Annotated in this window: 17 protein-coding genes; 5 read left to right on the top strand and 12 right to left on the bottom strand. The window is 64.9% G+C overall.

The features are described 5' to 3' along the window. Positions 1 to 3: 3 nt before the first annotated feature. A complete protein-coding gene (locus OTER_RS25620; RefSeq protein WP_012373140.1) occupies positions 4 to 10,695 on the bottom strand; it encodes a putative Ig domain-containing protein in 10,692 nt (3,563 codons plus the stop codon). Between the two features lie 268 nt (positions 10,696 to 10,963). Here OTER_RS25620 and OTER_RS01560 point away from each other — a divergent pair, with 268 nt between their 5' ends. Together OTER_RS01560 and OTER_RS01555 are read left to right on the top strand one after the other, a co-directional pair. Further along, complete coding sequence (locus OTER_RS01560) at positions 10,964 to 11,344, top strand: hypothetical protein (RefSeq protein WP_012373139.1); 381 nt, start codon at positions 10,964 to 10,966, stop codon at positions 11,342 to 11,344. A gap of 59 nt (positions 11,345 to 11,403) precedes the next feature. Then, positions 11,404 to 12,414, top strand: coding sequence for a hypothetical protein (locus tag OTER_RS01555; protein WP_012373138.1), 1,011 nt, complete (start codon positions 11,404 to 11,406; stop codon positions 12,412 to 12,414). Positions 12,415 to 12,484: 70 nt separating this feature from the next. On the opposite strand, the gene OTER_RS01550 is transcribed toward OTER_RS01555, so the two are convergent. From OTER_RS01550 to OTER_RS01540, 3 genes are read right to left on the bottom strand one after another with little or no spacing between them, the layout of a single operon-like run. Further along, positions 12,485 to 14,062 carry a mercuric reductase gene (locus OTER_RS01550; RefSeq protein ID WP_012373137.1) on the bottom strand — a complete coding sequence of 526 codons (1,578 nt, stop codon included), beginning with the start codon at positions 14,060 to 14,062 and terminating at the stop codon, positions 12,485 to 12,487. Next, complete coding sequence (locus tag OTER_RS01545; RefSeq protein WP_012373136.1) at positions 14,059 to 14,748, bottom strand: TVP38/TMEM64 family protein; 690 nt, start codon at positions 14,746 to 14,748, stop codon at positions 14,059 to 14,061. The genes OTER_RS01550 and OTER_RS01545 overlap by 4 nt, the downstream gene beginning before the upstream one ends. Next, the gene (locus tag OTER_RS01540) at positions 14,745 to 15,512 is read right to left on the bottom strand and encodes a DUF547 domain-containing protein (protein ID WP_012373135.1); all 768 of its coding nucleotides are present in this window, start codon (positions 15,510 to 15,512) and stop codon (positions 14,745 to 14,747) included. The genes OTER_RS01545 and OTER_RS01540 overlap by 4 nt, the downstream gene beginning before the upstream one ends. Positions 15,513 to 15,615: 103 nt before the next feature. Between OTER_RS01540 and OTER_RS01535 the strand changes: the two genes are divergently transcribed. Next, positions 15,616 to 16,383: a glycosyltransferase gene (locus tag OTER_RS01535; protein ID WP_272940898.1), complete on the top strand. Its 768-nt coding sequence runs from the start codon at positions 15,616 to 15,618 to the stop codon at positions 16,381 to 16,383. A 64-nt stretch (positions 16,384 to 16,447) separates the two neighbouring features. On the opposite strand, the gene arsS is transcribed toward OTER_RS01535, so the two are convergent. From arsS to OTER_RS01500, 7 genes are read right to left on the bottom strand one after another with little or no spacing between them, the layout of a single operon-like run. After that, positions 16,448 to 17,392: an arsenosugar biosynthesis radical SAM (seleno)protein ArsS gene (arsS, locus tag OTER_RS01530; protein WP_012373133.1), complete on the bottom strand. Its 945-nt coding sequence runs from the start codon at positions 17,390 to 17,392 to the stop codon at positions 16,448 to 16,450. Beyond that, positions 17,389 to 18,744, bottom strand: coding sequence for a TIGR04283 family arsenosugar biosynthesis glycosyltransferase (locus OTER_RS24765; protein ID WP_083767842.1), 1,356 nt, complete (start codon positions 18,742 to 18,744; stop codon positions 17,389 to 17,391). Before OTER_RS24765 ends, arsS begins: the two co-directional genes overlap by 4 nt. 40 nt (positions 18,745 to 18,784) lie before the next feature. Continuing rightward, entirely contained in the window at positions 18,785 to 19,900 is a 1,116-nt protein-coding gene (locus OTER_RS01520; RefSeq protein WP_012373131.1) for an inorganic phosphate transporter, read from the bottom strand. A gap of 17 nt (positions 19,901 to 19,917) precedes the next feature. Beyond that, on the bottom strand, positions 19,918 to 20,703 hold the full coding sequence (locus OTER_RS01515; protein ID WP_012373130.1) for a DUF1223 domain-containing protein: 786 nt from the start codon (positions 20,701 to 20,703) through the stop codon (positions 19,918 to 19,920). After that, complete coding sequence (locus OTER_RS01510) at positions 20,703 to 21,845, bottom strand: methyltransferase domain-containing protein (protein WP_012373129.1); 1,143 nt, start codon at positions 21,843 to 21,845, stop codon at positions 20,703 to 20,705. Before OTER_RS01510 ends, OTER_RS01515 begins: the two co-directional genes overlap by 1 nt. A gap of 6 nt (positions 21,846 to 21,851) precedes the next feature. Then, positions 21,852 to 22,589 carry a hypothetical protein gene (locus OTER_RS01505; RefSeq protein WP_012373128.1) on the bottom strand — a complete coding sequence of 246 codons (738 nt, stop codon included), beginning with the start codon at positions 22,587 to 22,589 and terminating at the stop codon, positions 21,852 to 21,854. A 5-nt stretch (positions 22,590 to 22,594) separates the two neighbouring features. Further along, on the bottom strand, positions 22,595 to 23,143 hold the full coding sequence (locus OTER_RS01500; RefSeq protein ID WP_012373127.1) for an RNA polymerase sigma factor: 549 nt from the start codon (positions 23,141 to 23,143) through the stop codon (positions 22,595 to 22,597). Positions 23,144 to 23,283: 140 nt separating this feature from the next. Between OTER_RS01500 and OTER_RS01495 the strand changes: the two genes are divergently transcribed. Then, the gene (locus OTER_RS01495; RefSeq protein ID WP_012373126.1) at positions 23,284 to 23,649 is read left to right on the top strand and encodes a hypothetical protein; all 366 of its coding nucleotides are present in this window, start codon (positions 23,284 to 23,286) and stop codon (positions 23,647 to 23,649) included. A gap of 35 nt (positions 23,650 to 23,684) precedes the next feature. Beyond that, entirely contained in the window at positions 23,685 to 24,539 is an 855-nt protein-coding gene (locus tag OTER_RS01490; RefSeq protein ID WP_012373125.1) for a hypothetical protein, read from the top strand. Here the strand turns inward: OTER_RS01490 and OTER_RS01485 are convergent, their stop codons facing one another. After that, a complete protein-coding gene (locus tag OTER_RS01485; RefSeq protein ID WP_148217966.1) occupies positions 24,540 to 25,904 on the bottom strand; it encodes an MptA/MptB family glycosyltransferase in 1,365 nt (454 codons plus the stop codon). Between the last annotated feature and the right edge of the window lie 104 nt (positions 25,905 to 26,008).

Here is a 26,008-nt window from a genome sequence, read left to right as displayed (position 1 = left end):
TGTTTAGGACCCGAACGTGACGTTCGGCCGGATGGTGATGGTGAAGGTGACGGGAGCGCCCGTGCCATTGCTGCTGGTGGGAGTTACGATCACTTCGAACGTGCCGGACTCGACCGGTGTGCCGTTTACGACGCCAGTCGCGGTGTTCAACGTCAGGCCAGGCGGAAGTCCGGTGGCGGCGAAGGTCACGGCCGGCATGGTCGGCGCTGCCTCGATCGTGAAGCTCATCGCCGTGCCCACCGTACCGACGTGAGTGCGCGAACTGGTCACGAGCGGCGTGTTCGCCGCCGGAGCGACGATCACACGCAACGGAACGGGGCTGCTGCTGCCCGCGGCGTTCGCCGCCACCAGTCGGATGACCCACATGCCCGGCGCCTCCGGCACACCCGTGATGAATCCGGTGGTGGCGTTCACGTGCATCCAGCCCGGGGCGTCGAGTGTCTCGTAACTGTCCGGCGCATTGCCTGCGATGATCTGATAGCTGAACGCTTGCCCCACTTGCGCGGCGACTTCGCCTGCTGGTTCAAAAAGAGGTGCGGCAGCCGCCGGCCGGATGGTGAACGTAAGATCCCGGGCGGCGCTGGTGCCTGCCGCGTTCGTTGCCGTGAGCGTGGCAATGCTCGTTCCGGCTTCCGTCGGACTTCCCTGAATAGTACCGGTGGCCGGATTCACCGCGAGACCCGCGGGCAGGTTCACGGCATCCAAAAGGATGGGAGGTGCATACGGTGCCGTCCCACTGAGGTTGGACGCCGTGATCGTGTAGGAGAACGGTTCGCCGACCCGAGCGGTTACATACTCGGAAGTGGTCAGCACCGGCACGCCGATGGCGGGCGCGATCGCAATCAGCAGAGGCTGCGGCGAGCTGGTCCCGGCCGTCGTGGAGGCCGTCAAATTGACCGGATAGATGCGCGGGTCGTCGGCCGGCTTGCCCGTGATTTCCCCCGTGGCGGAATTGAACGTCAGCCCTTGCGGCAGCGCGCCACTGACCGCGTAGCTCAGGATCGGGCCGTTGCTCGCAGTGATCTGATACGTGAAGGCCGCTCCTACCTGGCCGGTGGCGGTTGCGGCACTCGTGATGGCGGGCGCATTCAGCGCCGGCGCGAGACCGAGCTTCAGCGTCGCCGCATTACCGAGCCCGTTGGCATTGGCGGCCCGGAGGATTACCTCGAATGTGTCGGCCGACGCCGGTGTTCCCGTGATCAGGCCGGAGAGCGGATCGAGCGCTAGTCCCGTTGGCAGTCCGGTGGCGAGAAACGAAGTCGGCGAATCACTGGCGGAGATTTGATAACTAAACGCGGTCCCGACGCGCCCAAGTGCAGTCAGCGAACTGGTAATGCGAGGCGTGCCAGGAGCTGGAATAATGGTAAGCTGCAGGACCTTCGTGCTGCCGGTCCCGTTTGCATTCGTGGCGCTGAGAGAAGCGCTGATCGGGGCGCTGGTTGGTTCGCTTGGAATTCCCGCGAGTACGCCCGTCGTTGCATTGAGCGTCAGCCACGCCGGCAATCCGGCCGCCTCGTAGCCGGTCACGGCGGAGTCGCTGCGGCTGGCGATGGCGTACTGGAATGGCTGGCCAACTTGCGCGATTGCCGTGCCGTTGCTGATGATCACGGGCGTCGTCAGCGCGGGCGCGATCCGGAAGAGCACCTCGCTCGGGATTCCAACGCCGGACCCATTGGTCGCGTTGAACCACACGCGCGATTCCCCCACCGCAGTGGCTTCAGGGGTTCCGGTAATCGTTCCGTTGGTGGTGTCGAGTTGCAGCCCGTCGGGTAGCGTGCCCGTCGTGATGCTGAAACTCGCCGGGTCGTTGCTCGCCGCCAGCGTGTAGGTGAAGGGCACGCCAACGTGGCCGAGCGTGATCGGAGCGCTGTTCACCACCGGGGCGCCGACCGATGGAACAATTGTAATAACCAAGACCGCCTCGGGCCCGATGCCGATGCTGTTGGTTGCGGCGACGTCCACGTAATATGTCCCGAAGGCCGCTGGTGCGCCGGAGATCACGCCCGTGCTCGGATCCAATGTCAGCCCTGCAGGAAGTGGGGCTGCGTTGTAGCTGCTGGCCAACGGCGTGCCCGACGAGGTGAGGGTGAAACTGAAAGTGTCACCGACGCGGGTCACCGGCGCGACGCTCGCGCTGGTGATCACCGGTGCATTCGGCGCCGGATTGATGACGATCGTGAGGTCGACAGTGGTAGTTCCGGCTGCATTGGTGGCGGAAAGCTTGACGGGAAATGACCCCATCGCGTCGGGCGTTCCCGAGATCACTCCAGTCGCTGGTGCGAACGACAGCCCGGCCGGCAACGACCCGATGAGCGCGTACGGTGCGGTCACCGTGCCGAACGCCGGCGTGAAGGAAAACGCGACTCCTTGAACGCCCGCGGGCGAGAGGGTACCCGTATAGGCAGGCGTGTTGGGCGGCGGCGCGATCGTCAGGATGAATGGCTGAGTGATGGCGCCTGAGGCGTTCGTCACCGTCAGCACGACGGTGTACGTTCCCGCCACAGTGGCGGTGCCGTGGATCTCGCCGGTGCCGGCCTCGATCACGAGTCCGTCTGGAAGCCCTGTGGCGCTGTAGGTCGACGGGGTGTTCGTGGCAACGACAGCAAAGTTGAAAGCGGTGTCGGTCCGACCACTGGCCGCAGCGGCGCTGGTGATCACAGGCGGGGGCGGCTGCACCACGAGATCGAGCACGTGTGTGTCGCTGCCCGTCGAGTTCGTGGCGATGATCGTGACGGCGAACGAGCCGAGATTGGCCGGCACGCCGCTGATCGCGCCGCTGCTGGAATTGATCGTCAGTGTTCCACCGGCGGCTTCGAGGCCTGGAGCCGTAAACACGGCGGGCGTGGTGTTCGTGACGACGGGAAAGTAGAACCCGCGGCCTTGGATGGCTGTCGCTGTCGCGGGCAGGCCGGTCGCGAACTCCGGCGCGATAGGATTGACCGTGAGCGTAGCCGGATCGCTTTCCAGGAATCCGCCAGCGTTGGTGACGACCACGGTGATGGCGCCGCCACCATTGGCCGGGATGTCGGCGAGGGTCAACGATGCGGCGGTTGCTCCTGGCAGCGCGGCGCCGTTGCGGCGCCACTGATACGTCGGAGTAGGACTGCCCGTCGCGACCACGGAAAAGCTGGCACTCCCACCGGCGGTAATCGTGCGGTTGGCAGGCTGACTCGTGATTTGAGGTGGGAGGTATACCACGAACGTGGCGAGACTGCTCGTCGTGGTGCCCCCCATGTTGGTGACCACGACGTCGTAGTCGCCGGCATCGGCGAGCTGGACGTTGGTGATCGTCAGCGTCGCGGTTGTGGCCGAGGCGTTGCCGGTGATTGGATTGCCGGCCTTCCTCCACTGATAGGTGAACGGCCCTTCACCGGCGGCCACGACGGAGAACGTGCCTGTTTGTCCGACATTGATCGTGGCATTCGCCGGCGGCTGCGTGATGCTTGGCGCCGGCACAAACATCAACCGGGCAAGACCGAACTGCTCCATCGTGCCGTCGTTGAATGTCGTTCCTGCGATCAGCATTCGACCGTCTTCCAGCACCTCGATGGCGCTGAGGTGCGCTTCAGCAAGGCCGAGGACAGTGAATGACGCGTCACGCGTGCCGCTGGCGTTCACGCGTGCGATGCCGATCGTCGGTCCATCGCTACCGCTGTTGATGTCCTGACCCACGATCAGCCGGCCGTCGGCCTGCCGGTAAATCACACCGATGTTGCCCACGTCGGAGAGATCCGCGTTGGAGTAGGTTGCATCGATGCTGCCACTCGCCGTGAGCCGGGTAACGCCATCCCAGCGGCCGACGTAGGCTAGCCCACTGGGATCCAGGAGTACGCTCTCGGCCGTTGATGCAAGGCCATTGGTTGCGCCGAAGCTTGTATCGAGTGAGCCGTCGGTGTTCACGCGAACCACACCCTTTCGGCTCACCCCGGCGAAGCTGGTGAAGCCGCCGCAGACCAGCGCGCGGCCATCCGGCTGCAGCACGAGTTGCGATACGCTCCAGTTGGCGCCCTGCTTCGGGTCAAACGTCGGATCGAGCGATCCATTCGGATTGATTCGCGCCAGGGTGTTGCGCGTGACGCCAGCATAGGCGCTGAAGAGGCCGCCGAGCAGGATCTTGCCGTCGGGCTGAAGCGCGGCCGTCGCGATCCATGAACTCGCTCCAAAACCCGGATCAAACGTGGGATCGATCGACCCGTTCGGCAGCAGTCGAGCGATGCGATTGCGAACCAGCCCGTTCACGCGGTCGAAGAACCCGGCAAAGACGATCTTCCCATCAGGTTGGCTGACCAGTGCGCTCACCCTGGCGCTCGCTCCCGTGGCACCACCGACCAGTGTCACGGCTGGGGCGAAATCCACATCGAGGGCTCCGTCCGCCGACAGTCGCACGATTCCTTTTCGCGACGCACCGTCCACGTGGCTGAACCAGCCGCCTAGGACGAGCTTTCCGTCGCGCTGTCGAAGGAGCGCCTCCACGGTTCCTGGCGACCGCACCTCGCCCGCGAAACTTGTATCCATGCTTCCCGATGCCTTCAGCCGGGCCAGCGCATTATGGGTTGAGCCCTCACGCATGAGGCTGGCGCCGGCGACCACGATTTCACCGCTGGGAAGCAGGGCGATCGTCTCGACGTCGAAGTCGAGGCTGCCGCTGGAACCAAAATTGGAATCGAGTGCTCCGTTGCTCTGCAGCTGAGCCACCTGGTATCGAACGGTGCCCGCGCTTCTGAAGCTTCCACCGATGAGGATCTTGCCGTCCGCTCGAAGTTCAAGCGCATCGATATTCCGAAAGGGTGGCGGCGTGAAGCCGGTGTCGCGCGAACCATCTTGGTTGAGACGCAGCAGGTCGGGTCCGTTCTGCTCGAAACTGCTGGCGCCCACAATGAGCTTTCCATCCGGCTGAATGGCGAGGCTCGTCGCGTCGAGCCCGCTCCATGTGTCCGGCACAAACTCCGGATCGACACTCCCGTCGGCTTTTAATCGGACGAGGCCGGCCCGCGGCTGGCCATTGTAACTGGTGAATGGGCCCGCGAGGAGGATATGCCCGTCCGAGAGCAGCTTGAGGTCCTTCACGCCCGCGCCATCGCCTACGTCGAACGAGCTATCCACGGTTCCGTCAGGGTTGAGTCGCACGCAGCGTGAACGGCTGAGCCCACCGAATGTCTGGAACCATCCGCCCGTGACGATTTTTCCGTCCGGCTGCAGCGCGATTGCCTCGATACGACCGCCGGCGCCGATGCCGTCCGCGAACGCATGATCCAGTGAACCATCGCTGTTCACCCGGGCAATCCGGCCACGAGTGACGCCGTCGTAGTGCACGAACTCGCCGCCCAACAGAATCTTTCCGTCGGGCTGCACGAGCACCTTGTAGACCGGCTGATCGGGCCCGAGCCCGGGGTCAAATGTGAGATCGACCGAACCGTCGGCATTCAGTCGCGCCAGATTCCGACGGAGCACGCCGTTGATCCGGGAGAATGATCCGCCTGCGACGAGTTTCCCATCGGGTTGTCGGGCGATGCTTAGAATTGTTCCGCCCGCAGCTTCAATCAGCGGGGCGAATGTGGGATCGAGCTGCATCGCGCCGGGATATCGTGTGGGCGCGACGTCGAGGTTGCCCGCGACCGAGATGAACGATTGGCCGACGGCGCTGGTCACCACCACCTCGTAGTGTCCCGCATCATGCATGGTGACCGCCGGAATCGTGTAGCTCGCTGAAGTCGCACCGGCGATAGGTTGGCCGTTCACGCGCCACTGATACGACGCTGGCGTTTCGCCGGTGACCGATGCCGACCACGTGATAGTTTCGCCCGCGGTCGCGGTTTCGCTTTGGAGAGGGGCGATAGAGATGGAACCCTCCGCCACCCGCAGCGTGAATGTCTGAAACGCGTCGGTTCCGACTCCGTTGCTGGCTTTGATCGTAAACGTGAAGGGCGAGCCCGCAGATGAGAAAGGCGTGCCCGAGATCACCCCCGTTATTGGACTCAAACTGGCCCATGATGGAAACTGGCCGTCAGTCACGTCGTATCGCGGTGCAGGCACACCGCCGGCGGTAACCGTCGCCACATTCTGGGTGCCCACCGTAAACGTGCGTTCATCTGGGCTGGTGAACCACGGGTGAAACGCCCCCATCAGCCTAGCTACTCCTCCCTGATGTACATACCCGTCGGAGAAATGAGTACCGGCGAGGAGAAGCTGGCCATCATCTAGCATGAGAATCTGCGAAACCTGTGCGTCGCGGAGACCGGGAATGGCAAAGCCCGGATCAACGGTGCCATTTCTACGCACTCTCACCAGCCCCGGCGGAGCAGGATCCGCCGGGGTAGCGATATCCAGGGAGCGGCCCACCAAGACGTAGTCGTCAGCCTGGACCAACACCGATCCGGCCTGCACCAAAACCGGCGCAAGGTTTCCCGTCACAAAGTCTGAATCCAACATACCGGACGACCTCAACCGCACTAGGCTTTCCGAACCCTCGAGGCTAACGAGCAGCTCTTCGTTCGGAAGCGCCCAGATCCCCAGCAGCGTACGGTCGGTGGGCAGCCCCGAGGAAAACGACATGTCCAGCGATCCGTCCGGATTGAGTCGGACCAGCTTCGCTTGTGGCGTGCCATTGTAGGTGGTGAACGTTCCCCCAAGCACGATCTTCCCGTCACGCTGCAGCACCAGATGCTCGATGAGTCCACCCGGCCCGGTGCCGTTGGTCTGGAAGGTCGAGTCAAGCGAGCCGTCTGGCTCGGCCCGCGCGACATACAGTCGCCGTTCGCCCCGATAGCTCACGAATCCCCCCGCAATCAAGATTCGCCCATCCAATTGAAGTCCCATCGCCTTGATCTCGCCATCCGGCCCCGTTCCAGGATCGAAGCTGAGATCGAGGCTGCCATCGCTGAGGAGCCGGCCAATGCGTTGGCGCGCCACGCCCGCAATGTGGCTGAATCGCCCGGCGACGAGAATTTTCCCGTCAGGCTGCAGCAGCAATTCAGCGATCTTGTCATCAGCGCCACTACCGGCGCTAAAGGATTCATCTCTGCTGCCGTTCGCATTCAGTCGGGCGATGCCGCTTTGTTCCACGTTGTCGACGTACTGAAAATCTCCGACAATGATAAGCTTCCCATCGCGTTGTCTTTGCATTCGCTGAATGGTCGCAAGAGAGCGTAAAGCGACTGCCAATGATGGATCGGCTGTGCCATCGGCTGTGAGCCTCAAAACTCGCGCTTCGCTCGAGCCGGCGAATGCGTCGGTGCCACCGATCGTCACACTGCCATCCGCTGCCAGCGCCAGAGCTCGAACATGGATGGGCAACGTATTGCCTGGACTGAAGCCGGAATCCACCGTACCTGTCGGATTGAAACGAGTGATATATTGGGTAGGAAGTCCGCTTCCTGGGTCATATCCGGCACCTACTACGATCTTCCCGTCCGGTTGCAGCGCGAGCGTCAATACCGGATTGGTTGGCGCAACGGAGAATGAGTCATCTACCGAACCGTCGGCGTTCAACCTCAGGAGCTTCGGACCGGAGAACGTGCCGACAAGAACCTTCCCGTCTGGCTGCAGCGCGAGGCTGGTGGGAAGAAGCAATCCGTCAGCCGGGAATACGAAACTAGTGTCAAGTGAACCGTCCGGATGCAGCCTTGCGACTCGCGGGCGAAGTACGCCGTTATATTGAATAAAGCTACCAGCGATCACAATTTTCCCATCTGGTTGCAGGGCGACTGCTGAGACCGGGTTGTTAGCGCCCGAACCGGGATTGAACGTTGTGTCCACTGCGCCGTTGGAGTTCAGCCGGACCACGCGTGGGCGTGATAGGCCGTCGCAGCTCAAAAATGACCCTCCGAGAATAATCTTCCCGTTCGGTTCCAATGCGAGGGCGACTACCTCTCCATTCGGACCTGCTCCGGGGTCGAAGGAGTGATCCAAAGTACCGTCCGCGTTGATTCGGGCGACATGGTAGCGCGGGAACCCTCCGTAACTCGTGAAATCCCCCGCAACCAGGATCTTCCCATCGGGTTGCCGCACAATCCGACGGACCGAGTCATTGGGACCTTTGCCGGGGTCAAACGTGAGGTCTACCGCTCCGGTACCGTCAGTCCGTGCGATATTCGGGCGCACGACACCGTTCAGCCGGCTGAACTCACCTCCTATGATCAACTGGCCGTCCGGCTGCTGTGCGAGCGCATAGATCTGCCCCCCGAGTTTCTCGATCATCGGGTGGAACGATGGATCGACGCGCATTATGCCAGGGAAAGCATAGCTTGCGGGCGCAACGGAGAGAACGGCTGCACCGGAGACGAGCTGCCGGTCAAATCGAGAGACGACGACGTCGTAGAGTCCGGCATCGCTCATAGTCGCGCTCGGAATGGTATAGCTGCTCGAAGTCGCTCCGCTGATCGGTTGCCCCTCATGGCGCCATTGGTAAGTCAGGTCGCCGCCGCCCGAGGCGCTTGCATACAGGGTGATGCTACTACCGGCCCATACCGTGCCGGCCCGGGGCGGTTCGACGACCAGCGGGTCGAGGACCTGGAGGATGAATGTCTGGCTGATCGGTGCGCCGACGCCGTTAGCTGCGGTGACCGTCAGTGTCGATGGCCCCGCGATCGGCGGGATTCCAGAGATTACGCCATCATTGCTAAGGCTCGCCCAAGTCGGGAGTCCCTGCACGGAAATAGTTGGTGCGGGTGTGCCGGTGCCCTCCACCGCAAAGGTCCCTCGCTGGCCGACGACGAAGGTAGCTGAGGCCGCGCTGATGATGCCGGGTGATTGTCCAGTCACCGGGTAAGGTTCGAATACAGCTTCGTTCGTGTTCGCTGCGATCGCACGTCCATGAGAATCTGCGCCTGCGACAAACTGGATATCGGAGGGGCTCCCAAAGCCGCTCGCGTACAGGTTCCGTCCGTTTGGCTGCGCTAGATTTCCACCCACGATGCGCAGATCAAGATCAGCCGTTGTGCCAAAAACCAGTACCGGCGTGGCGCTGTCGAATGCGGTCACATTACCGAGCAACACGGGCCCGGTGAAGACGACGCCCGGCGCAAAAATACCAGCGAGCCCGCGTGACGCGAAACAGTTGGCATTCGCGGCATCGATTCCACCGAACTTCCCGTTATTGCTGAGAACAGCGATATACGCGATGTCCGCGATACCGTCGTAGGCGGTCGCTTCTTGGCCCGTAAACAAAGGGCTACCGTTGTTCGCCGGGTCATTGATTGCGGTGATTGGGGCCGTAATGTCGAATGTGCCCGTCGGATCGAACGTCGTGGCGCGGCCAACGCTGGTGATCGACAGATGCGTACGCTCGTCCGCTCCGGCGATGATCAGCCCGGCATGGCCTTTGATGTATTGGACGCTCGGTTGGTTGTACTTCAGCGGAGCCGCCGGGCCGACGGCATCATCCAATACGACCGAGAGCGTGCCCGGGCCTCTGAATTCCACCGCTACCAGGTCATCGTCGAGGTCGATGAACAGCAGCCGGGTGACCTCCCAAGAATTGCTGGTGACATTGAAATCAGAGGTGACGCTCAGCGCCGCGCCAGTGACGAGCACCTGATCGAAGGTATATCCGGCAGGGTGGACGAGGTTATGTGGTTCCAGCTCCTGTCCAGCGCCCAGCACCTTGCTCGTGGTGGTGATGCCCAGAATAGCCGGCAGACTCGAGTCTGCGCTACACCAGTTGGTAGCAAGCACCTGATAAACGCCGGTGGATGCAGGTTGTGCATGGCTGACCGTCAGAGTCTGGCTGGTCGCTCCCACTAGACTGACACCGTTGCGCGCCCATTGGTAGGTGGTCGTGTTGCCGGCGTTCACTGCGAATACGCCACTCCTGTCCTCCACGACGATCGCGCTCGATGGGTGTGTCCAGAACGACGGAGGCTGGCCTGTGAACGTGCCTCGATTCGGCTGGGTCGGCAACATAACGTCATTTGAATCGAATCCCTCATTGAAATGTAGGATCGCTGGGGACGTCCCGCGCAGAAGAATCGGTTTTCCATTCGGTTGGGCGAGATCGCCCCCGAATATCCGGACTGTCATGGTCGTGCCAAACATCAGGCAAGGCGTTGCTGTTCCCGAAGCCTCAACATCACTGATCGGCACCGAACCCCATAGCTCGACATCCCCGGCTGAAATGCCAGTGATCCCTGAGGTTGCACCGTATCGGACGTAGGCAGTGTTGAGGAACCCGAACTTGCTGGGAAAAGGAGCCCGGCCGACGATCGTCACACGCGTGATATCGGCCCAGCCCTCGTAAGTGATATCGCTGCGAAGAAATGACCGGTCCACTTCTGTTCCGCGACCGCTCGGAAACACCGTCAAGTTGGACGTTTCATTAGCGTTTACGATCGTCAGCGCTGCATCTCCCTGCATGAACTCCACACTAGGAAGGTTGTAGAGCGCCGCGGGAATAGGTGCACTGCTGGCAGTGGCCGGATCCAAGGCGATGGTGAGGGTTCCCGCCCCAGAAAAATCGACGTTCACCAAATCGCCGTGCTTGTCCAGGAACCGGACGCGGACGTGCTGTCCGGCGTCTGCGGACACCGTCGCCGTCGGGCCGGTCAGCCTCACCACGTCATAGACCTTGCCATCGAGAGCGGTCCAGTCGAGGAGTTCTGCGGTCGCGCCACCGGTGACGCTGGCTGCGGACCCGACATAAGGCGCGAAGAGCGTCGTTCCTATTAACGCGAGTGCGAGCCGGCAGACAGTGTTTTTCATAGGGGAGAGTCTGGACGAAGAACGAGGCCGGTTTTGCTACCTGTGCGGCGCATGCAGGGATGGCAGAGCCAAGCCGCGATCGGGGATGGCAGAGAAGGGCGTTGGGGATGGTTGAAGCTGGCCTGAAGCGGAAGAACTCTCTCGCCGCAAAACTTAGCTGCCGCGTTGCGAGTTAATGGGACACCCGATCTGGCGCAGATTTCTGTACCTGCACACCAAGGAGAAGGCCAGTGCTCAGGTCAGTACCTGAGCCAATAGAAGCCATCCTGTGGCGACTTATTATTTCCGGCACGTGGCGATCTGGGACTTATTCGCCGAGAGTGGCGGCGGAAACCTCTACGCGTGGACGGCAGCGGCCTTCCTCACGCCGGAGTTCGGCGTTCTGGAGCAGCACCGCGCGCGTTTGCTGACGATTTCGCCTCTCCTGCTCAATCATCTGAATCGCGCCGGCGGGCTCTATCTGCGGGACGAGGTCGAAAAGGCCAATCTGCGAATTCTCGGCCGCTTCCTGTCGGAAGGGCAGAAGAACGGCGAGTTCCGTGACTTCGCGGTGAAACCCACGGCTGCGACGTTGATGCACGCCATCAATGGCGAGTTCGGCCAATGCGCAGCGGACTCGGCGATTTCGCTTTCAGATTACGCCGAGTAGATTTTAACGATCTTCGACTTCTCCACGCAAAATCGCGCGGACGCCGCTGAGGATTCGCTATGAATGCAAACGATGATGTTTCGATTTCGTCCGCTCCGCGCGGCTTCCGCCGGGTTGCTCCGGCGTTCGCGTTGTTCTTCCTGTCACCCTTCGTGGCCGAAATGCTTCTCGGCGACTTCGCGATCGATGCCATATGGATCGTCCTGGTCGTCGGCCCGCTGTACGGCGGCGGCGCAGTTATCGTTCGCGAGACGGCGCGGCGACTCGGTCGCGGGTGGGCGACCCTGCTGCTGCTGGCATTGGCCTACGGCATTTTCGAGGAAGGCATCGTCATCCAGACACTCTTCAACCCGAACTATCTTGGCCTGCACCTGCTCCGCCACGGCTACGTGCCGGCGCTTGGGATGAGCGCGTGGTGGACGCCGTTCGTCCTGACGCTGCACACCGTGTGGAGTATTTCGGTGCCGATCGCGATCGTGGAGGCGCTCTTCCCTGAGCGGCGAACGCAGCCCTGGCTGGGAAGGATCGGCCTCGGTATTTCCGCCGGGTTGATGATCGGCGGCGCCCTGCTCGTGCACGGTGCCACGCGCAAACAGGACCCGTTCACCGCATCGAACGTTCAGCTGGTCTCGACTTGGATCGTGCTCGCGCTGGTCGTCATCCTCGCGCTCCGCTGCCGGCCGAAGGCGACGCGGCCGGCTGGCGCGGTGCCGGGCGTGTGGGTCATGGGCGCGCTCGCGTTGCTGTGGGGACTGGGGTTCATGTCCGTCAACCGGCTGGTGCAAGACTGGCTCTTGGCCGGCGCTCAGTGGGCGCTCGACCTCGTCGGCTTCGTCCTGCTGGTCGTGTTCGCGCGTCGTGCGGCGTGGACTCCGCTGCACACGGTTGCGGTCGCTGGGGGCGCGATGCTCGCCTATGCCTGCCATGGTTTTCCTCAAGAACCGGTCGCTGGCTCGAAGGGCGTGATCGATCTCGTCGGCAACACCCTTTTCGCGATTGTTGCCGTCGTGCTGCTCGTCCTGGCGGCAAGGAAGGAACGCGCACTCACGTCCGCGTCGCACGCTCCGTAGCGCGTGGCACAGTGCGCTGGCCGGGCTCAACGCTGATGGCGAAAACCCTGCGGCGTCTGTCAGTGCGGGCTCAGGGCGCCATGAGCGGGTGAGGTCGTGCTTGCGGTGACCTGCGCTGGCCGAACTCGGCCCGTTGCCACGCGAGCCACCAGGAGAAAACCCGTTTCACCCACGGAGTCAGTCGGGTGCGGCTGTAGAGGTCGCCGACTCGGCGGATCGCTTCGGCCTGCGTGGGGTAGGGATGGATCGCGGCCCCGACGCGGCCGAGACCGATCTTGTTGGTCATGGCCAGCGAGAGTTCGCCGATCGTGTCGCCGGCGTGCGCGGCAACCACCGTCGCCCCGACGATCTGGTCCGTGCCCCGACGCACGTGGACCCGCACGAAGCCGTCCGCTTCGTCGTCGAGGATCGCCCGATCCACTTTGGCGAGCGGCTGGGTGAAGGTGTCCATCGCCAGACCACGCACCTTCGCGTCGGCGGGGCCGAGCCCGATCTGCGCCACTTCCGGCGAGGTATAGGTCGACCACGGAATCGTGAGCGCGCTGACGCGGCGGCGACCCTTGAAGAGAGCGTTCTGGATGACGATCCGCGCCATGAAGTCGGCCGCATGCGTGAACTGGAAACGCGAGCACACGTCGCCGCAGGCGTAGACGCGTCGGTTCGTTGTCCGAAGGAAATCGTCCACCTTCACCCCCTGCCGGCCGAACGCGATTCCGGCGGCCTCGAGCCCGAGTCCCTCGACATTCGGCGCCCGGCCGACGGCGACGAGGAGCCGGTCGGCGTGGCCGGCCTGTTGCTGGCCGGCCGAGGCGAGCTGCCAAATCACACCGTCGTCGGGAGCGCGGGCGACCTTCAGGTCCCGTCCATCGCAGAGAATCCTGACGCCGTCGCGCTCGAGCGCGGCGCGCAGGATTTCGGCGGCCTCGCGATCCTCGCGCGGCAGAATGCCTGCCGCCGATTCGATCAGTGTGACCTCCGCGCCGAAACGAGCGAAAGCCTGCGCCATCTCGCAACCGATCGGACCGGCGCCGACGATCGCGAGGCGGCGCGGCAACTCGGTCAGCGAGAAAAGGGTTTCGTTGGTGAGATAAGGCACCTCCGCCAGGCCGGTGATGGGCGGAGCCGAGGCACGCGCACCCGTGGCGATGACTGCCTTGGCGAAGCGCAGCGCCTGCCCGCCGACCTGCACGGTGTCGCCGGAGGCGAAACGCGCCTCGCCGATGAAGACATCGACGCCCAGCTCGCGAAAGCGCGCGGCGGAGTCGTGCGGACTCAGGTCGGCGCGCAGCCGGCGCATCCGCTCCATCACCGCGGAAAAGTCCACCGCCACTTCGCCGGTGATTTTCACTCCGAAGCGGGCACTCGCGCGTGCCTCGGCCGCCGCCCGTGCGGCACGGATGAGCGCTTTGGAAGGCACGCAGCCGACATTCAGGCAGTCGCCGCCGAGCAGGTGGCGCTCGATGAGCGCGACTTTCGCGCCAAGGCCGGCCGCACCCGCCGCCGTGACGAGGCCCGCGGTCCCACCGCCGATCACGACGAGATTGTAGCGCGGCGCTGGCGTGGGACTTTTCCAGTCTGACGGATGGACGTGCGCCTGCAGCCGGCGATTGTGCTCATCCCACGGTTGAAGCAATGGCGGGTGTTTCATGGCTGAGGCACGACCGACGGCGAGGAGCGTTTGGCGAGGGCTGCGCGCGCAAGGCGGGTGACGAAGACCGTCACGAGGACCGTCGCGACGAGACCCACGCCGTAGAGGGCCCATTCGGCCGGGGTGCGCTGGCGCTGGGTCGCGGCCCGCGCGAGGGAACCGAGATACACATACATCACCGTGCCCGGCATCATGCCGATCCACGAGGCAAGCACGTAGTCGCGCAGCGAGACGCGGGTGAGCCCAAAGGCATAATTGAGCAGCGAGAAGGGAAACGCCGGGGAAAGCCGCGTGAGTCCGACAATCTTCCAGCCCTCGCGGGCGACGGCACGGTCGATCGCGGCGAAGGACGCGTTGCCCGCGATCTTCGCCGCCACCCAGTCGCGGGCAAAATACCGCCCGACCAGAAACGCCGCCGTCGCGCCCAGCGTGGCGCCCACCGAGACGAGCGCCGAACCGAACCCGACGCCGAAGAGCGCGCCAGCGCCGAGCGTGAGCGCCGAGCCGGGCACGAAGAGAACCGTGGCGGCGATGTAAAGCAGGATAAACCCAACGGGCGCCCACGCTCCGAGACGTTCGATCCATCCGAGCGCTTCGTGCAGAAGCGCTCGCGCATCGAAGACCACCAGCGCTGCCAGCACCGCCGCAATCCCGAGCGCGAGGACGATTTTCCGGACGATGCTCATGGGCTCCCCTGATCGTTCAGCGACCAGTCATAGTCGGTGTAGCTGATCTTGCAGTCGCCGGCAGCGAGCACGCGTCGCGCCTCCTCGGACAAGAAGGGTGCCACGAACTGGAGCACCGCACCGTCCGTCCCGCCGAAGTCCTCCGCGAACCACTTGAAGATCGGCGAAAGATAAACGATGCGGCTCGCGGCATCGACCCGGTTCTTCGCTGCGGTGCCTAGGAATCTTTTTCCCTGGTCTTCGAGCTGTGCGTCGAGGTGTGCGCCGACGAACGTCTCTTCGCGCAACGGCGGGCAGCCGCGCGCCGCGCAGACGAGGGCGAAGTGCACGCGAGGCTCCCGGTAGTCCCGGCGAATGATGCCGTGCTCCAGTTCGTCGAGTGAGATCTTTCGGCCGAAGACCTCGACTCCCTCCTGCTTCCACGCGGCGCCCGGCAGCCAGCCGATGCTGCGGATGCTCTTCACCGGATAGTGATCGATGATGAGCTTCAACGTAGCGGCGTTGTAGAGATTGATGAGAAACGCCAGGCGTTCCGGCTGCGACCAGCCATCGAACTCGGTCGTGGTGACGGCCGCGAGCTGCGCCAGGTAGTCGTCGAGCGGTTTTGGCGCGGCCTGCAGCGCCGCATAGTTGACCCGCCCGTCGCGGACCTGCGCTTTCAGCACGCGATCGAAAAGCGCGTGGCTGTGGTCGAACGCGCGGGCGATGGGCGCGAGCGAGGCCAGACCAGCGAGGAGCAACAGCAAACTGCGGAACGGAATCATGCGAGCATGAGACGGCGACCCGCCGGATTTATTCCGGCGGAATAACCGTCCGGTCGCGGCGTCCCATCTGGCGATGACGCCTCTCCTTCGTCGATCCACTGCGGTGAATCCCGATTTCCTGGGACGCACCGCCGTATTGATCCCGGCGTTGAACGAAGCACCGTGCATCGCCGACACGGTGCACTACTGGCAAAAGTGGGGGGCTGCGCTCGTTCGCGTCGTGGACAACGGGAGCACCGATGCCACGGCGGCGCGGGCGCGTGAAGCCGGTGCGGAGGTACGCACGGAACCGCGGCGCGGATACGGCGCGGCGGCGTGGACCGGTTCCCGCGATTTGCCGGCAACCATCGAATGGATCCTGTTCAGCTCCGCCGACGGCAGCGACCGGATCGAGGGCGCGGCGGCGGCGTTTCAAACCGAGATCGACAGCGGCGCGGCGCTCGTGCTCGGGGAGCGCGTCACCCGGCCCGACTCACGCCGTCGGCTGACGCCGATGCAGCGATTCGGCAATGCCCTGGGTTGCGCGTTGATCGCGCTCGGCTGGGGACGACGGTTTCGCGACCTCGCATCGCTGCGCGTGATCCGACGGGACGCCTTCGAACGACTGGCGTTACGGGATCGCGGCTTCGGCTGGAATGTCGAGATGCAGGTGCGCGCGCTCGAGCACGGACTGCGGATTGCGGAGGTGCCGGTGCATTTCCATCCGCGGGCCGCCGGCGAGTCGAAGATTTCGGGCAACCTTGCCGGCGTTTGGCGCGCGGGCTGGGGGATTCTGACGACGGTGGCGAAACTGCGATTCGCCCGCGGCGGCGTGGAGACCGGGCGATCCTCCGCCGCATGCTGCACGAGTCGGTGGCGCAGCACGGGCTGAACGCCGCGCCGACCGAGCACGGAAATCGCGAGTCAAAACCCGAATCGTGCCGGCGTTGGCCGATTCAATTGAGCGCGCCCGTGCAACTGCTGCCCGCTCCGGCCGTGCATGCGAGGCAGTGCGCTCCGGTGAGAATCGCACCGCCGGCCAGATAGGCGGGCGTCACGCCCCATAGGTGGAGCGCCTTGCCGTTGCGCAGCTGCAGGCCGAGCATCTGGTTGAAATCGCAGTCGTAGATTTCGCCGCGCCAGCCGACGCTCAGCGTCGAGCGACACATGAGACCGTCCACCGTCGCAGGATTGAAGCTGTTGGCGAGGAGTTCGAGATAGGCGTCCCACTCGCCATGCTCGCGCAGGTCCTGCGCGAAACGGGCGATAGGCTGGTTCACGAGGGCGAAGAGCCGCGTGAACTCGATGCCGAAACGCGTGCGCAGTTCCGCCTTGTACTCGGCTTCCAGTTCGGGCTGCGGCGGCGGAAGTTTCGCGCCGAGCGGATTGTAGACGAGGCTGAGCGGCAGGCGCGTGCCGTAACCAACGGCGTTGAGCTTGCGCAGGGCCCGGATGCTTTTCGCGAACACGCCTTCGCCGCGTTGCGCGTCGACGTTCTCCGCGCTGTAGCAGGGCAGCGACGCGACCACCTCGACTTCGTGAGCGGCGAGATAGTCCGGCAGCCACGCGAAGGCGGGCGTTTCGATGATCGTGAGATTGTTGCGATCGATCACCCGGCACCCGCAGTCGCGGGCGGTCTCGACGAACGTGCGGAAATGCTCGCTCAACTCCGGCGCGCCGCCGGTGATATCGACGACCTCGGGGCGGTGCGCCCGAATCCATTCGCACACCCGTGCGGCGACCGTCGCGTCCATCATCTCCGTCCGCCACGGCGCAGCATCCACGTGACAGTGACGGCAGGCCTGATTGCACTTCCGGCCGACGTTGATCTGGAGCGTTTGCACGCTGCGGCGGGTCAACGTCAGGCCGTGCGCGGCGAGTTTTTGGTCAAAAGAGATCATTCTGGAAAGAGGGACGTCGTAACCGGGACTTTATTCCCTGGCCGCGTGGGTCGGAACGTCCGCCACGACCGAGGCCGATGATACCAGTCGGCGAGCCTGACCGGCGACACGCCGAGGCAATACCCCAGAATCACGAGCTGATTGACGAGCAGCGTGCGCAACGGTCCAAGCTCGCGCCAGCGGCGCCCGGAGGTCAGCGCCGCGGCAGGCGCGAGTGCGAGCCGGCCGAATCGGCGTAGCCGCTGCACGAACTCGTAGTCCTCCATGATCGGCAAGTCGGCATAACCGCCGAGCTGCGCGAAAGTGTCGGCGCGCACGAAGATTCCCTGGTCGCCGTAGGGCAGTTGCCGGTAGCGCGCGCGCCAGTTTGTACCGCGCTCGATCAGTCGGCGGCCGAGAAACTCACCGGAGACGGCAAACCTGAAAGCGCCTCCGACGACGCCCGGTCGGGCGAGCGTCGTTTTCACGAGCGACGGATAGATCGCGGGCAGCACTGTGTCCGCGTGCAGGAAAAGCAGATACTCGCCCGTGGCCACGGCCGCCCCGCGATTCATCTGGCGGGCCCGGCCTGCCGACCCCTCGAGCACGAGGGCATCATGACGGCGCGCGATTTCAAGCGTTCGGTCGGTGCTGCCTCCGTCCGTGACGATGATCTCGTGCGGATGTTCCCGGCGCGCCGCGGCGAGCGTGGCGGGTAGCTGCTCCTGTTCGTTGAGCGTCGGAATGACGACCGACACGCCGCCACGACCTGCAGCGCGCGCGACCGGAGTTTGCGTCCAGAGCGGAAGATCGTCGGGCACGTCCAAGTCGCGCAGAGTCGCGAGCTGCGATATCTCGATTGCGAACGCACGGGCGTTGGCGAGCGTCTGGGCCAGCACGTCGGCGCCGCCCCAGGAAACGCCACGGAAAAGCGTCGGCAGCGGCCGGCGGAGGCCGATCAGATAGTAACCGCCGTCGGCCGCCGGGCCGATGACGGCTTCGGCCTGTTCGAGGGCGGCGAATGCGGACGCGAGATGACGGTCCGTAAGCTGCGGACAATCTCCGCCGATCACGGCGACCGTTTCGGCGCCTTCCGCGAAGGCGACCTGCACGGCGCGATCCATGCGCTGGCCGAGATCGCCGTCGTCCTGGTCCCGAATCACGATGTCACCGCCGAGCCAAGCGCGAGCGGCGGCCTCATCCGGCGCGTCCGTGAGGCGCGCTTCGACCGCGACTTCAGCGCTGGCCTTGAAACGTTCAACCTCGGTGAGGGTGTGTCGGACGAGCGAGCAGTAGAGCTCGCAGGCGCGGTGCGCGCCCAGCGCCGGCACCAGCCGCGTTTTCACCGTGCCGGGCCGCGGAAATTTGAGCATAAGAATGAGTCGCTGGCGCATGGAGCGGGACGAAACGTGTTCACCGGATCAGGACGTAGGCCAGCGCGCCCAGAAGGGCGGCGCAGGGCAGCGTGACAACCCACGCGGCGAGCACGCCGACAACGGGCTTCCATCTCGTTTGTCGAGTTACCAGGCCCATGCCGAGCAGTGCGCCCACGCTCACGTGCGTCGTGCTGACCGGCAGGCCGTGCAGGCTCGCCGTCGTGACCAGCGCCGCGGTGGAGAGGTTGGCGGCGAAGCCCTGCCCCGGGTTCATCGAGGTGAGGCGATGGCTCATGGTGTCGGCGACCTTGCGCGCATTCAGCAAGCCGCCGATGGCCATCGCACTCGCGACAGCGGCGAGTCCCCAGCGGAGATCGAGCGCATGAACCGCGAACAGCAGCGCCGCGATCTTCGGCGTGTCGTTCAATCCGCGGGCGAAACTCACCGCGCCGGCACTGAGCAGGTGCAGGCCGTCGAGCAGCCGACCTGCGTCGACACCGAACACGCGTCCGTCGTAACGCGCGGCACAGGCCGCGTTGTCACCGACGGTCAGAGTAAGCGTCGACGATGGACGGGAAAATGCCGCGGCTCCGCTGGCGACGACTGGCAAAGCGACGGGATTCTCCAGACCGCCGCACACGCAGGTGTTTCGTGTGATTCCGGAGCGGATTCGCCCGCGATGAAGCGTCCCATAGACGCAGGCACCGGTGGCGATCGCGAGGAGAGGACTCACGAGCAGCGGAAGCACGAAGGCCTGGCCCAGCACGGCAAAGTCGACCTCGGGCCCCGCCGCCGCGGTGCCGGCCCCGACCAGAGAGCCAATGAGCCCGTGGGTCGTGGAAACAGGAAACCCGAGCAGCGTGGCAAGTATCACCGCCGCGCCGGCGCCGAGCGCGACGGCGAGAAGGAAGGGCGGCGAGGCTGTGAGCGCATCGGGCACCAAACCCTTGCCGGAGAACTTGCCGACGAGCGCTTCGGCGAGGAAAATCGCCGCCACGCTGCCGGCGAACGTCGTGACGGTGGCCCAGGAAATCGCGGTGCGATAGCTCGTCGTGCCGCTGCCGAAGAGGCTGGCGACGCCCTTGAAGTTGTCGTTGGCGCCGTTGGCGTAGGCGAGAAAACAGACGGCGAGGAGAACGATGACAGTGATCATGGCCACGTGAGATGTGCTCAATCTGCGGCGCCAGGCAGCCAGCCGCCGGCCGCCTGTAGCGGCGACAACTCGCCGGGGCGAGTGACCCACACGGCCAGAGCGAGCCGGGCCTCGGCGGGAGGTTTCCGATCCGGTCGCAGCGCCACCTCGCCGTGGAGCGCATCGCCCCGTCGGGTGAGGGGGGCGCGCGTCAGAGCGGCGACCACGAAATCGTGCGACAGATGCCGGCCGCGGTTTTCACCAGCTTTCACATCGGAATGCACGCCACTCCAAAGCAGCGCGGCATGGACGTCGGCGCGATCCGGTGCGTCGGCGGCATCGAAGGTGATCGCCCATTGTCGGCCATCGGTCGATGACGCGGTCAGCACACCAGCCTTCGCGGCCACCGCCTTCAGCGCGGTGCGCTGGCTCCGCCAGTCGCGCCATTCCCGTCCGTCGAGCACGAATCCGGGCGTGTAAATGGTGCCGGAGCCCCATTCCGCCGCATACCGCCGCTGCCGATCCGCGTAGCTCCGTTCCGCCCAGGGATCCTGCCAGCCGAGGTGATCCCAGTAGTCCACGTGAAACGCGAGCGGCACGAACTCGGTCCACAAACCCGCATCGTTGCGCAGACCGCCAACCCAGGCCTCTGCGGGCGGACAACTGCTGCAGCCTTCGGACGTATAGAGCTCGAGCAGCGTGACGTGATGGGCGGGACTGCGGATCTCGATCGCCGACGATTGCGCGAAGCCCGCGCATCCCAGGGAGACTTCGAGCACGATCGCGATCAGCGCCCGGCGAATATGACGAGCGGAGGTGGCCATCAGCAGCAACCTCCGGCGCGGGATTGCGCGGCGGTCGTCGTCGCATCGTAGTCCTGGCCCTTGGTTTCTCGCGGATGCCGCAGACGAGCGCCGGCGCAGTCGAACGGCTTCGCGTCTGTCAGCGGGACTTCGTGCAGCGGATCGATGGCGGCGAAGTGGGTACGATAAGGCTCCTGCTGGTAAAGCCGGTAGGTCTTGTCGCACACGGCGTGGCGGCGACCGCGCACCAGGCGATGGCCGTCGTCGTCGAGCACCTCCTTGAACGGCCCGAGGTAGACGACCGCCTGGTTGCGCTCGAGGCAAGGCCCCTGCTTGCCCTTGAAGGCCTGCACCGTGACCGAGCGAAATTCGATGCCTTCGACGGTGCGCCAGGGTGCGGTGTCGCGCTTGAGCATCTGGATGCCGTGAAAGCCCGCATCGGCGAATGCCTGCAGAAACTCCTCCTCGGTGAGTGCGCCGCTGATGCAGCCGCTCCACAGTTCCGGATTCTGCTGCAAGGCGTCCGGCACCGGCTCGTCGGCCACGATATCGGAGATGACGGCGCGGCCGCCTCGCCGCAGCACGCGGGAAATCTGTTCGAAGAGCGTGCGCTTCGCGCGTGGTTCGACCAGGTTGAGCACACAATTGGAGACAACGACATCGATCGTGCCGTCCGCGACGAGTGGCGCGCGAACGCGCAGTTCGTCGGCCAGGTCTTGCGCGGCGAGAAACGAGGTGGCGTCGGAAATGGGGCGCCGCGCCAACTCGCGATCGAGTTGCTCCAGATCGAGCGCGAGGTCCTGAATGCGACCCTTGCGAAACTCGACGTTGGCGTAGCCGAGGCGTTCGGCGACGACCGGCGCGTTGCGCCGGGCGACCTCGAGCATCTCATCGGTCATGTCGACGCCGATCACGCGGCCCTGCGGGCCGACGACCTGCGCGGCGATGAAGCAGATCTTTCCCGTGCCGCTGCCGAGATCCAGGACTGTCTCGCCGGGTTTGACGTAACGTGACGGGTCGCCGCAGCCGTAGTCTTTTTCGATGACCTCGGCGGGAATGATCTCGAGGTAGCGACGGTCGTAATCGACGGGGCAGCAGAGTGCGGCCTCGGGAGCTTTCGCGGCGGCGGCGTAGCGTTGCTTGACGGCGTGTTCGGTGGGCATGGTGGGCTAAAGCAGTTTCTGCAGGTCCGCCGAGGGCATCGCGCTGGCGGCAAGATAGATCTTCCCCTCGTGCCGCCACGCGGCACTCGTCACCTTGCCGTCGGCGAACAGCGCGGGCGTGGGGCCGAGCGGCAGGCGAGGGAGGTCCGCGGCGTTGACGACAAAAACGTCGACGTGACCGCCGGAGAATTGGAAGCAAAGCATCGTCACGCGGCTCTGCCGCCACTCGACGACCTTGCACGCCGAGATCCCTCGTTCGGCCAGGCGGGGAGGAAGCACGAAATCGGGATCCCCGCGATGCGCGACCAGCCAGTGCTGATAGCCCTGGGCGTCGAGCCCCTCCACGTCGGCGTGGTTACGCCGTTCGAGCGAGGCCGCCACCATCGCGCTGCGAAATTCCGCGAGACGGGCGGCGTGGACGCGGCGCGACAGAAGCGTGCCCGCGGCGACGAACAGGAGCGCAGCACACGCCGCGACGGCGAGCCACACCGGCCGGCGCCAGCGGGGCTGGCACGCGCCGGTGGCACGCGCGAGCAGGAGCTGGGTCTTCAGTTGCGGTGGAATCGGGCGGGCACGAACCTTCGCGGCCAGGATGCGATCGATCGCCTGCTGCTCCGCGAACCAGTGGCCAAGTCCCGGGTCCCGTCGCGCGAGCGTGAGCGCCTCTTGAAACTGCGGATCCTGTGCATCCTCGCTGTTGGGACGATAGGCTCCGAGGATGAATTGAGCTTCCTCTCGGTTCATGGCGTTTAGTTTCTGAGCCGCTGCAGGGCGGGCAGCGGAATCACGTTGGAGGTGGCGGGCTGCAAGGCGCGCGCGGTGACGAGCGCGCGGAGGAGGGCTTTGCCGCGCGAGAGGCGCGACATGACCGTGCCGATCGGCACGTCGAGCAGCTCCGCGATCTCGCGATAGGAGAGGCTTTGCAGGTAGAAGAGCACCAGCGGCGTGCGGTGGTGTTCGTCGATTTCGTTCAGCGCTTCGATGACGATGTCGCCATCGATCTTGTCGACGAGATCGGGCGTCAGTGCGGGCAGTTCCCGCTCCACCGTGGAAAGCTCCGCGTGGGGAAAATACTTCTCGTGGCGTTTCCGGCCGAGGAACGTCCGGTAGAGGGTGGTGAAGAGCCAGGACTTCACTTTCGTGCGATCGCGCAGCTGGCCGCCCTTCGTGAGCAGCCGGCAGTAGGATTCCTGGGTCAGGTCGCAGGCATCGTCGGGATTGCGCGCGAGGCTGAACGCGAACCGGTAAAGATCCTCGTGATACAGCGCCACGGCTTGTTCGTAGTCCACATCGTCCACGCGGATATGAATGTCGAGCGGCCGCTTTATTCCGCGGCCGCTCCCGTCGGCGGTTCGCGCGGTTTGCGCGGGTGATGGAATAAGCCGCGCCGTCGGTCGTCACATCGACGCATTCCCAACCTAAACCAAACGAACTCGTCATGAGAAAATCCTCCGTGTGTCTCACTCTCCTCGCCGCGCTCTTCGGGGCGACGGCCGCCGTGCCCGCTTTCGCGTCGGGCAGCTACGCCGGCCGCCCGCCATCCCCGCCGGCGAAATCCACCAGCGGCATGAAACTGGATCGTGCGAAATACGGCCTCGGCCAGAAGGTCTACGAAGGCGCAGCCATGACGCCCGGCGGCGGTGAGGCCGACGCGCAGCGGCCACGATTGCAGGCTGCGCAAAGGAAACTGCCCGCCGAGGCCATGCGGGAAAAGGACCTGCCGGCCCTCGCCGGCAAGCTGAGCGACGCGCAGCTCGAGGCGCTCGAGTATTTCGTCGAGCAGCGCTTCCCGATGAAGAAGTGATCCGCTGCACACGTCCAAAAACCTCCACTCCCTTCATGAACATTTCCTCGCTCCTCAAACTCACGCTCGCCTCGGTCGCTGGCCTGGCGGCCGCCCACACCGGCTCCGCCCAAAATATCTGGCTCGCCGAGCCCGGCGAGCTGGTCGTCACGCCGAACTACACCTTCCAGTCCTACGACACCTTCTACGCCGGGACGGCGCGGATGTCGCTTCCGGACGACATCACGCAGCGCACGAGTTCCCTGCGCTTCGACTATGGGCTCGCGCCCGGCTTCGCGCTCGACGCCAGCGTCGGTTACACCGAGGTGAAATTCTCGCCGCCGGGCGCGAATTTCAAACGCAGCGGCCGCGACGACTCGCAACTGGGGCTGACTTACGCAATCCTTCAGGAAACCGCGGAGCGGCCGGCGCTGACCTTGCGCGTCGGTGCGATCTTTGCGGGCAACTACGACGTGCCAACGACGCTGCCGCCGATCAATCCCGGCGACGGCGCGAGTGGCTTCGAAACGTCGCTCGCGGCCGGCAAATCGTTCGGCGACGGTTTCGCCGCCTACGGCGAGCTGGGGTATCGGAATCGCAACCACGGCGTGCCCGACGACCTCTTCGGCACCGCGGGCCTGGCGAAGCAATTCGGTGCGTTCGGCGTCAACATCGGCTATCGGCGGACGCAGGGCCTGAGCGGTGGCGACATCGGCGGACCGGGTTTCGGCACGAGCTTCGGCTTCCCCGGGGTGAAGGAGATCACGCAGTTCGTCGAAGGCGGGCTGGCGTTTACCGACGGCGGCGGACGCAGCTATCGGTTCCTCGTGGCCGAAAGAATGGGCACGGTGCGAAACACCGGTGATGCGACCATCTACAATTTCAGCATCAGCCTGCCTTTCAAATTCTGATCACCAGGCTTGGCGAGACGCGGACCCGTCCGGGAGTGTTCCCGGGCGGGTTTTTTGTTTCCGCGCGTCCCAGCACGCGGCGCAGCCTATGAGACCGAACTCGAGCGGCCGCAGCCAGGCGGGGTGCTCGAAACTTCCGAGAGAGCCGTCGCCGAGGTTCAAGCCGGTGACATACGCCAGGCTCACGGCCGCCAGCGCAGCGAGGCCGATGCTGGATGGACGTGCGGCGACGAACGGCCAGAGCCACAGGAAATACCAGGGATTCGCCGTCGCGGAGAGCAGCAGAAAGGCACCATAAATCCATTCGCCCGGCGGCAGCCCGCGGACCATAGCGCGCGATCGATCCGATGAGGTGGCCCACCGCCGCAGCAGCGCGAGCCAGACCACACCGAAGGCGAGTCCGCACAGCGCCCGGGCCATGTCGAGCGGCAGCACTGCCTTGGCGATGGCGAAGAGGCTCGAATTGAATTCCCACTCGCCGGCCATCGCACGCAGTCCGGCGAGATCGGCCGCGCTTCCGCGCAACCAGAAGGGCGCGTAAAGCAGGACGATCGTCCCCAGCGCAGCCGCCCACGCCCGACGGCCCAGCCGCCACAACACGAACGGGATGATGAGCAGCGCGAAGACCTTGGTGGCGACGGCGAGTCCGGCCGCCAAACCGGCGGCCACCGAGAGCGATTTCCGGGACCATCGCCACGACAGCACGAGCAGCATGATCGCGAGCGCGTCCGGGTGGGCGTTGAACCCCGTCTCGAAAATCGCCAGCGGGCACCATGCCAGCAGCAGCCGGCCGCGCGCGCCCAAGCCGGCCCAGAGCACCACGATCGTCGTCGCCTCGGCCGCGAGCAGAATCAGTTTCCACGGCCAGAGCTGCGCGGGCGCGATTCCGTGGCTCAGCCGAAAGGCCCATTGCAGCAGCGGCCCATAGATCGTTGGCACGTCCGGATGGTTGATCCGGTCGAGCACGCCGCGAAATTTCGGAGGAATCGTGTCGTCGGAAAAGTGCGCTTGCGGTGGTTTGGCATAAGGATCGCCGGTGACCGCGAACCGATAGCCGTCCCAAAGGAAACGGTGGTAGTCGTCCTCCATCACCGGAAGCGCGAAGAAAGCGGCTGACCGGAAGAGTAGGGCGAACAACAGAATCTCGCGGGAATGGCGCAGCGTGACTCGCCTCCACGCCCAGCCGAGCGCCAGCCACGCGATCGCGACCGCAGCGAGCATCGCCGCCAGCAGCGCCGTGTGGGAGGTGTGCGAGCGGCACGCAAGAAAACCCCAGGCCACCGCGGTGACGATGCCAGCGAGCCGGACTCCGTCCGAGGGCGAGGATTTGTGATCGTCGATCGAACGTCCCAGTTGCGCAGGCATTGGGATGAGACGTTCGCCGCACTGGATTATTCCGCTGCGGCGCGCCGAGCGCGAACGCGCGAGCGTGGTGGCGGCGGGCACACCGCGAAGGGAACGAAACCGAA

Source organism: Opitutus terrae PB90-1 (genome assembly GCF_000019965.1).
GTDB lineage: Bacteria > Verrucomicrobiota > Verrucomicrobiia > Opitutales > Opitutaceae > Opitutus > Opitutus terrae.
The sequence above is the reverse complement of the archived record's forward strand: the minus strand, read 5'-3'. Positions and strand labels throughout refer to the sequence as shown.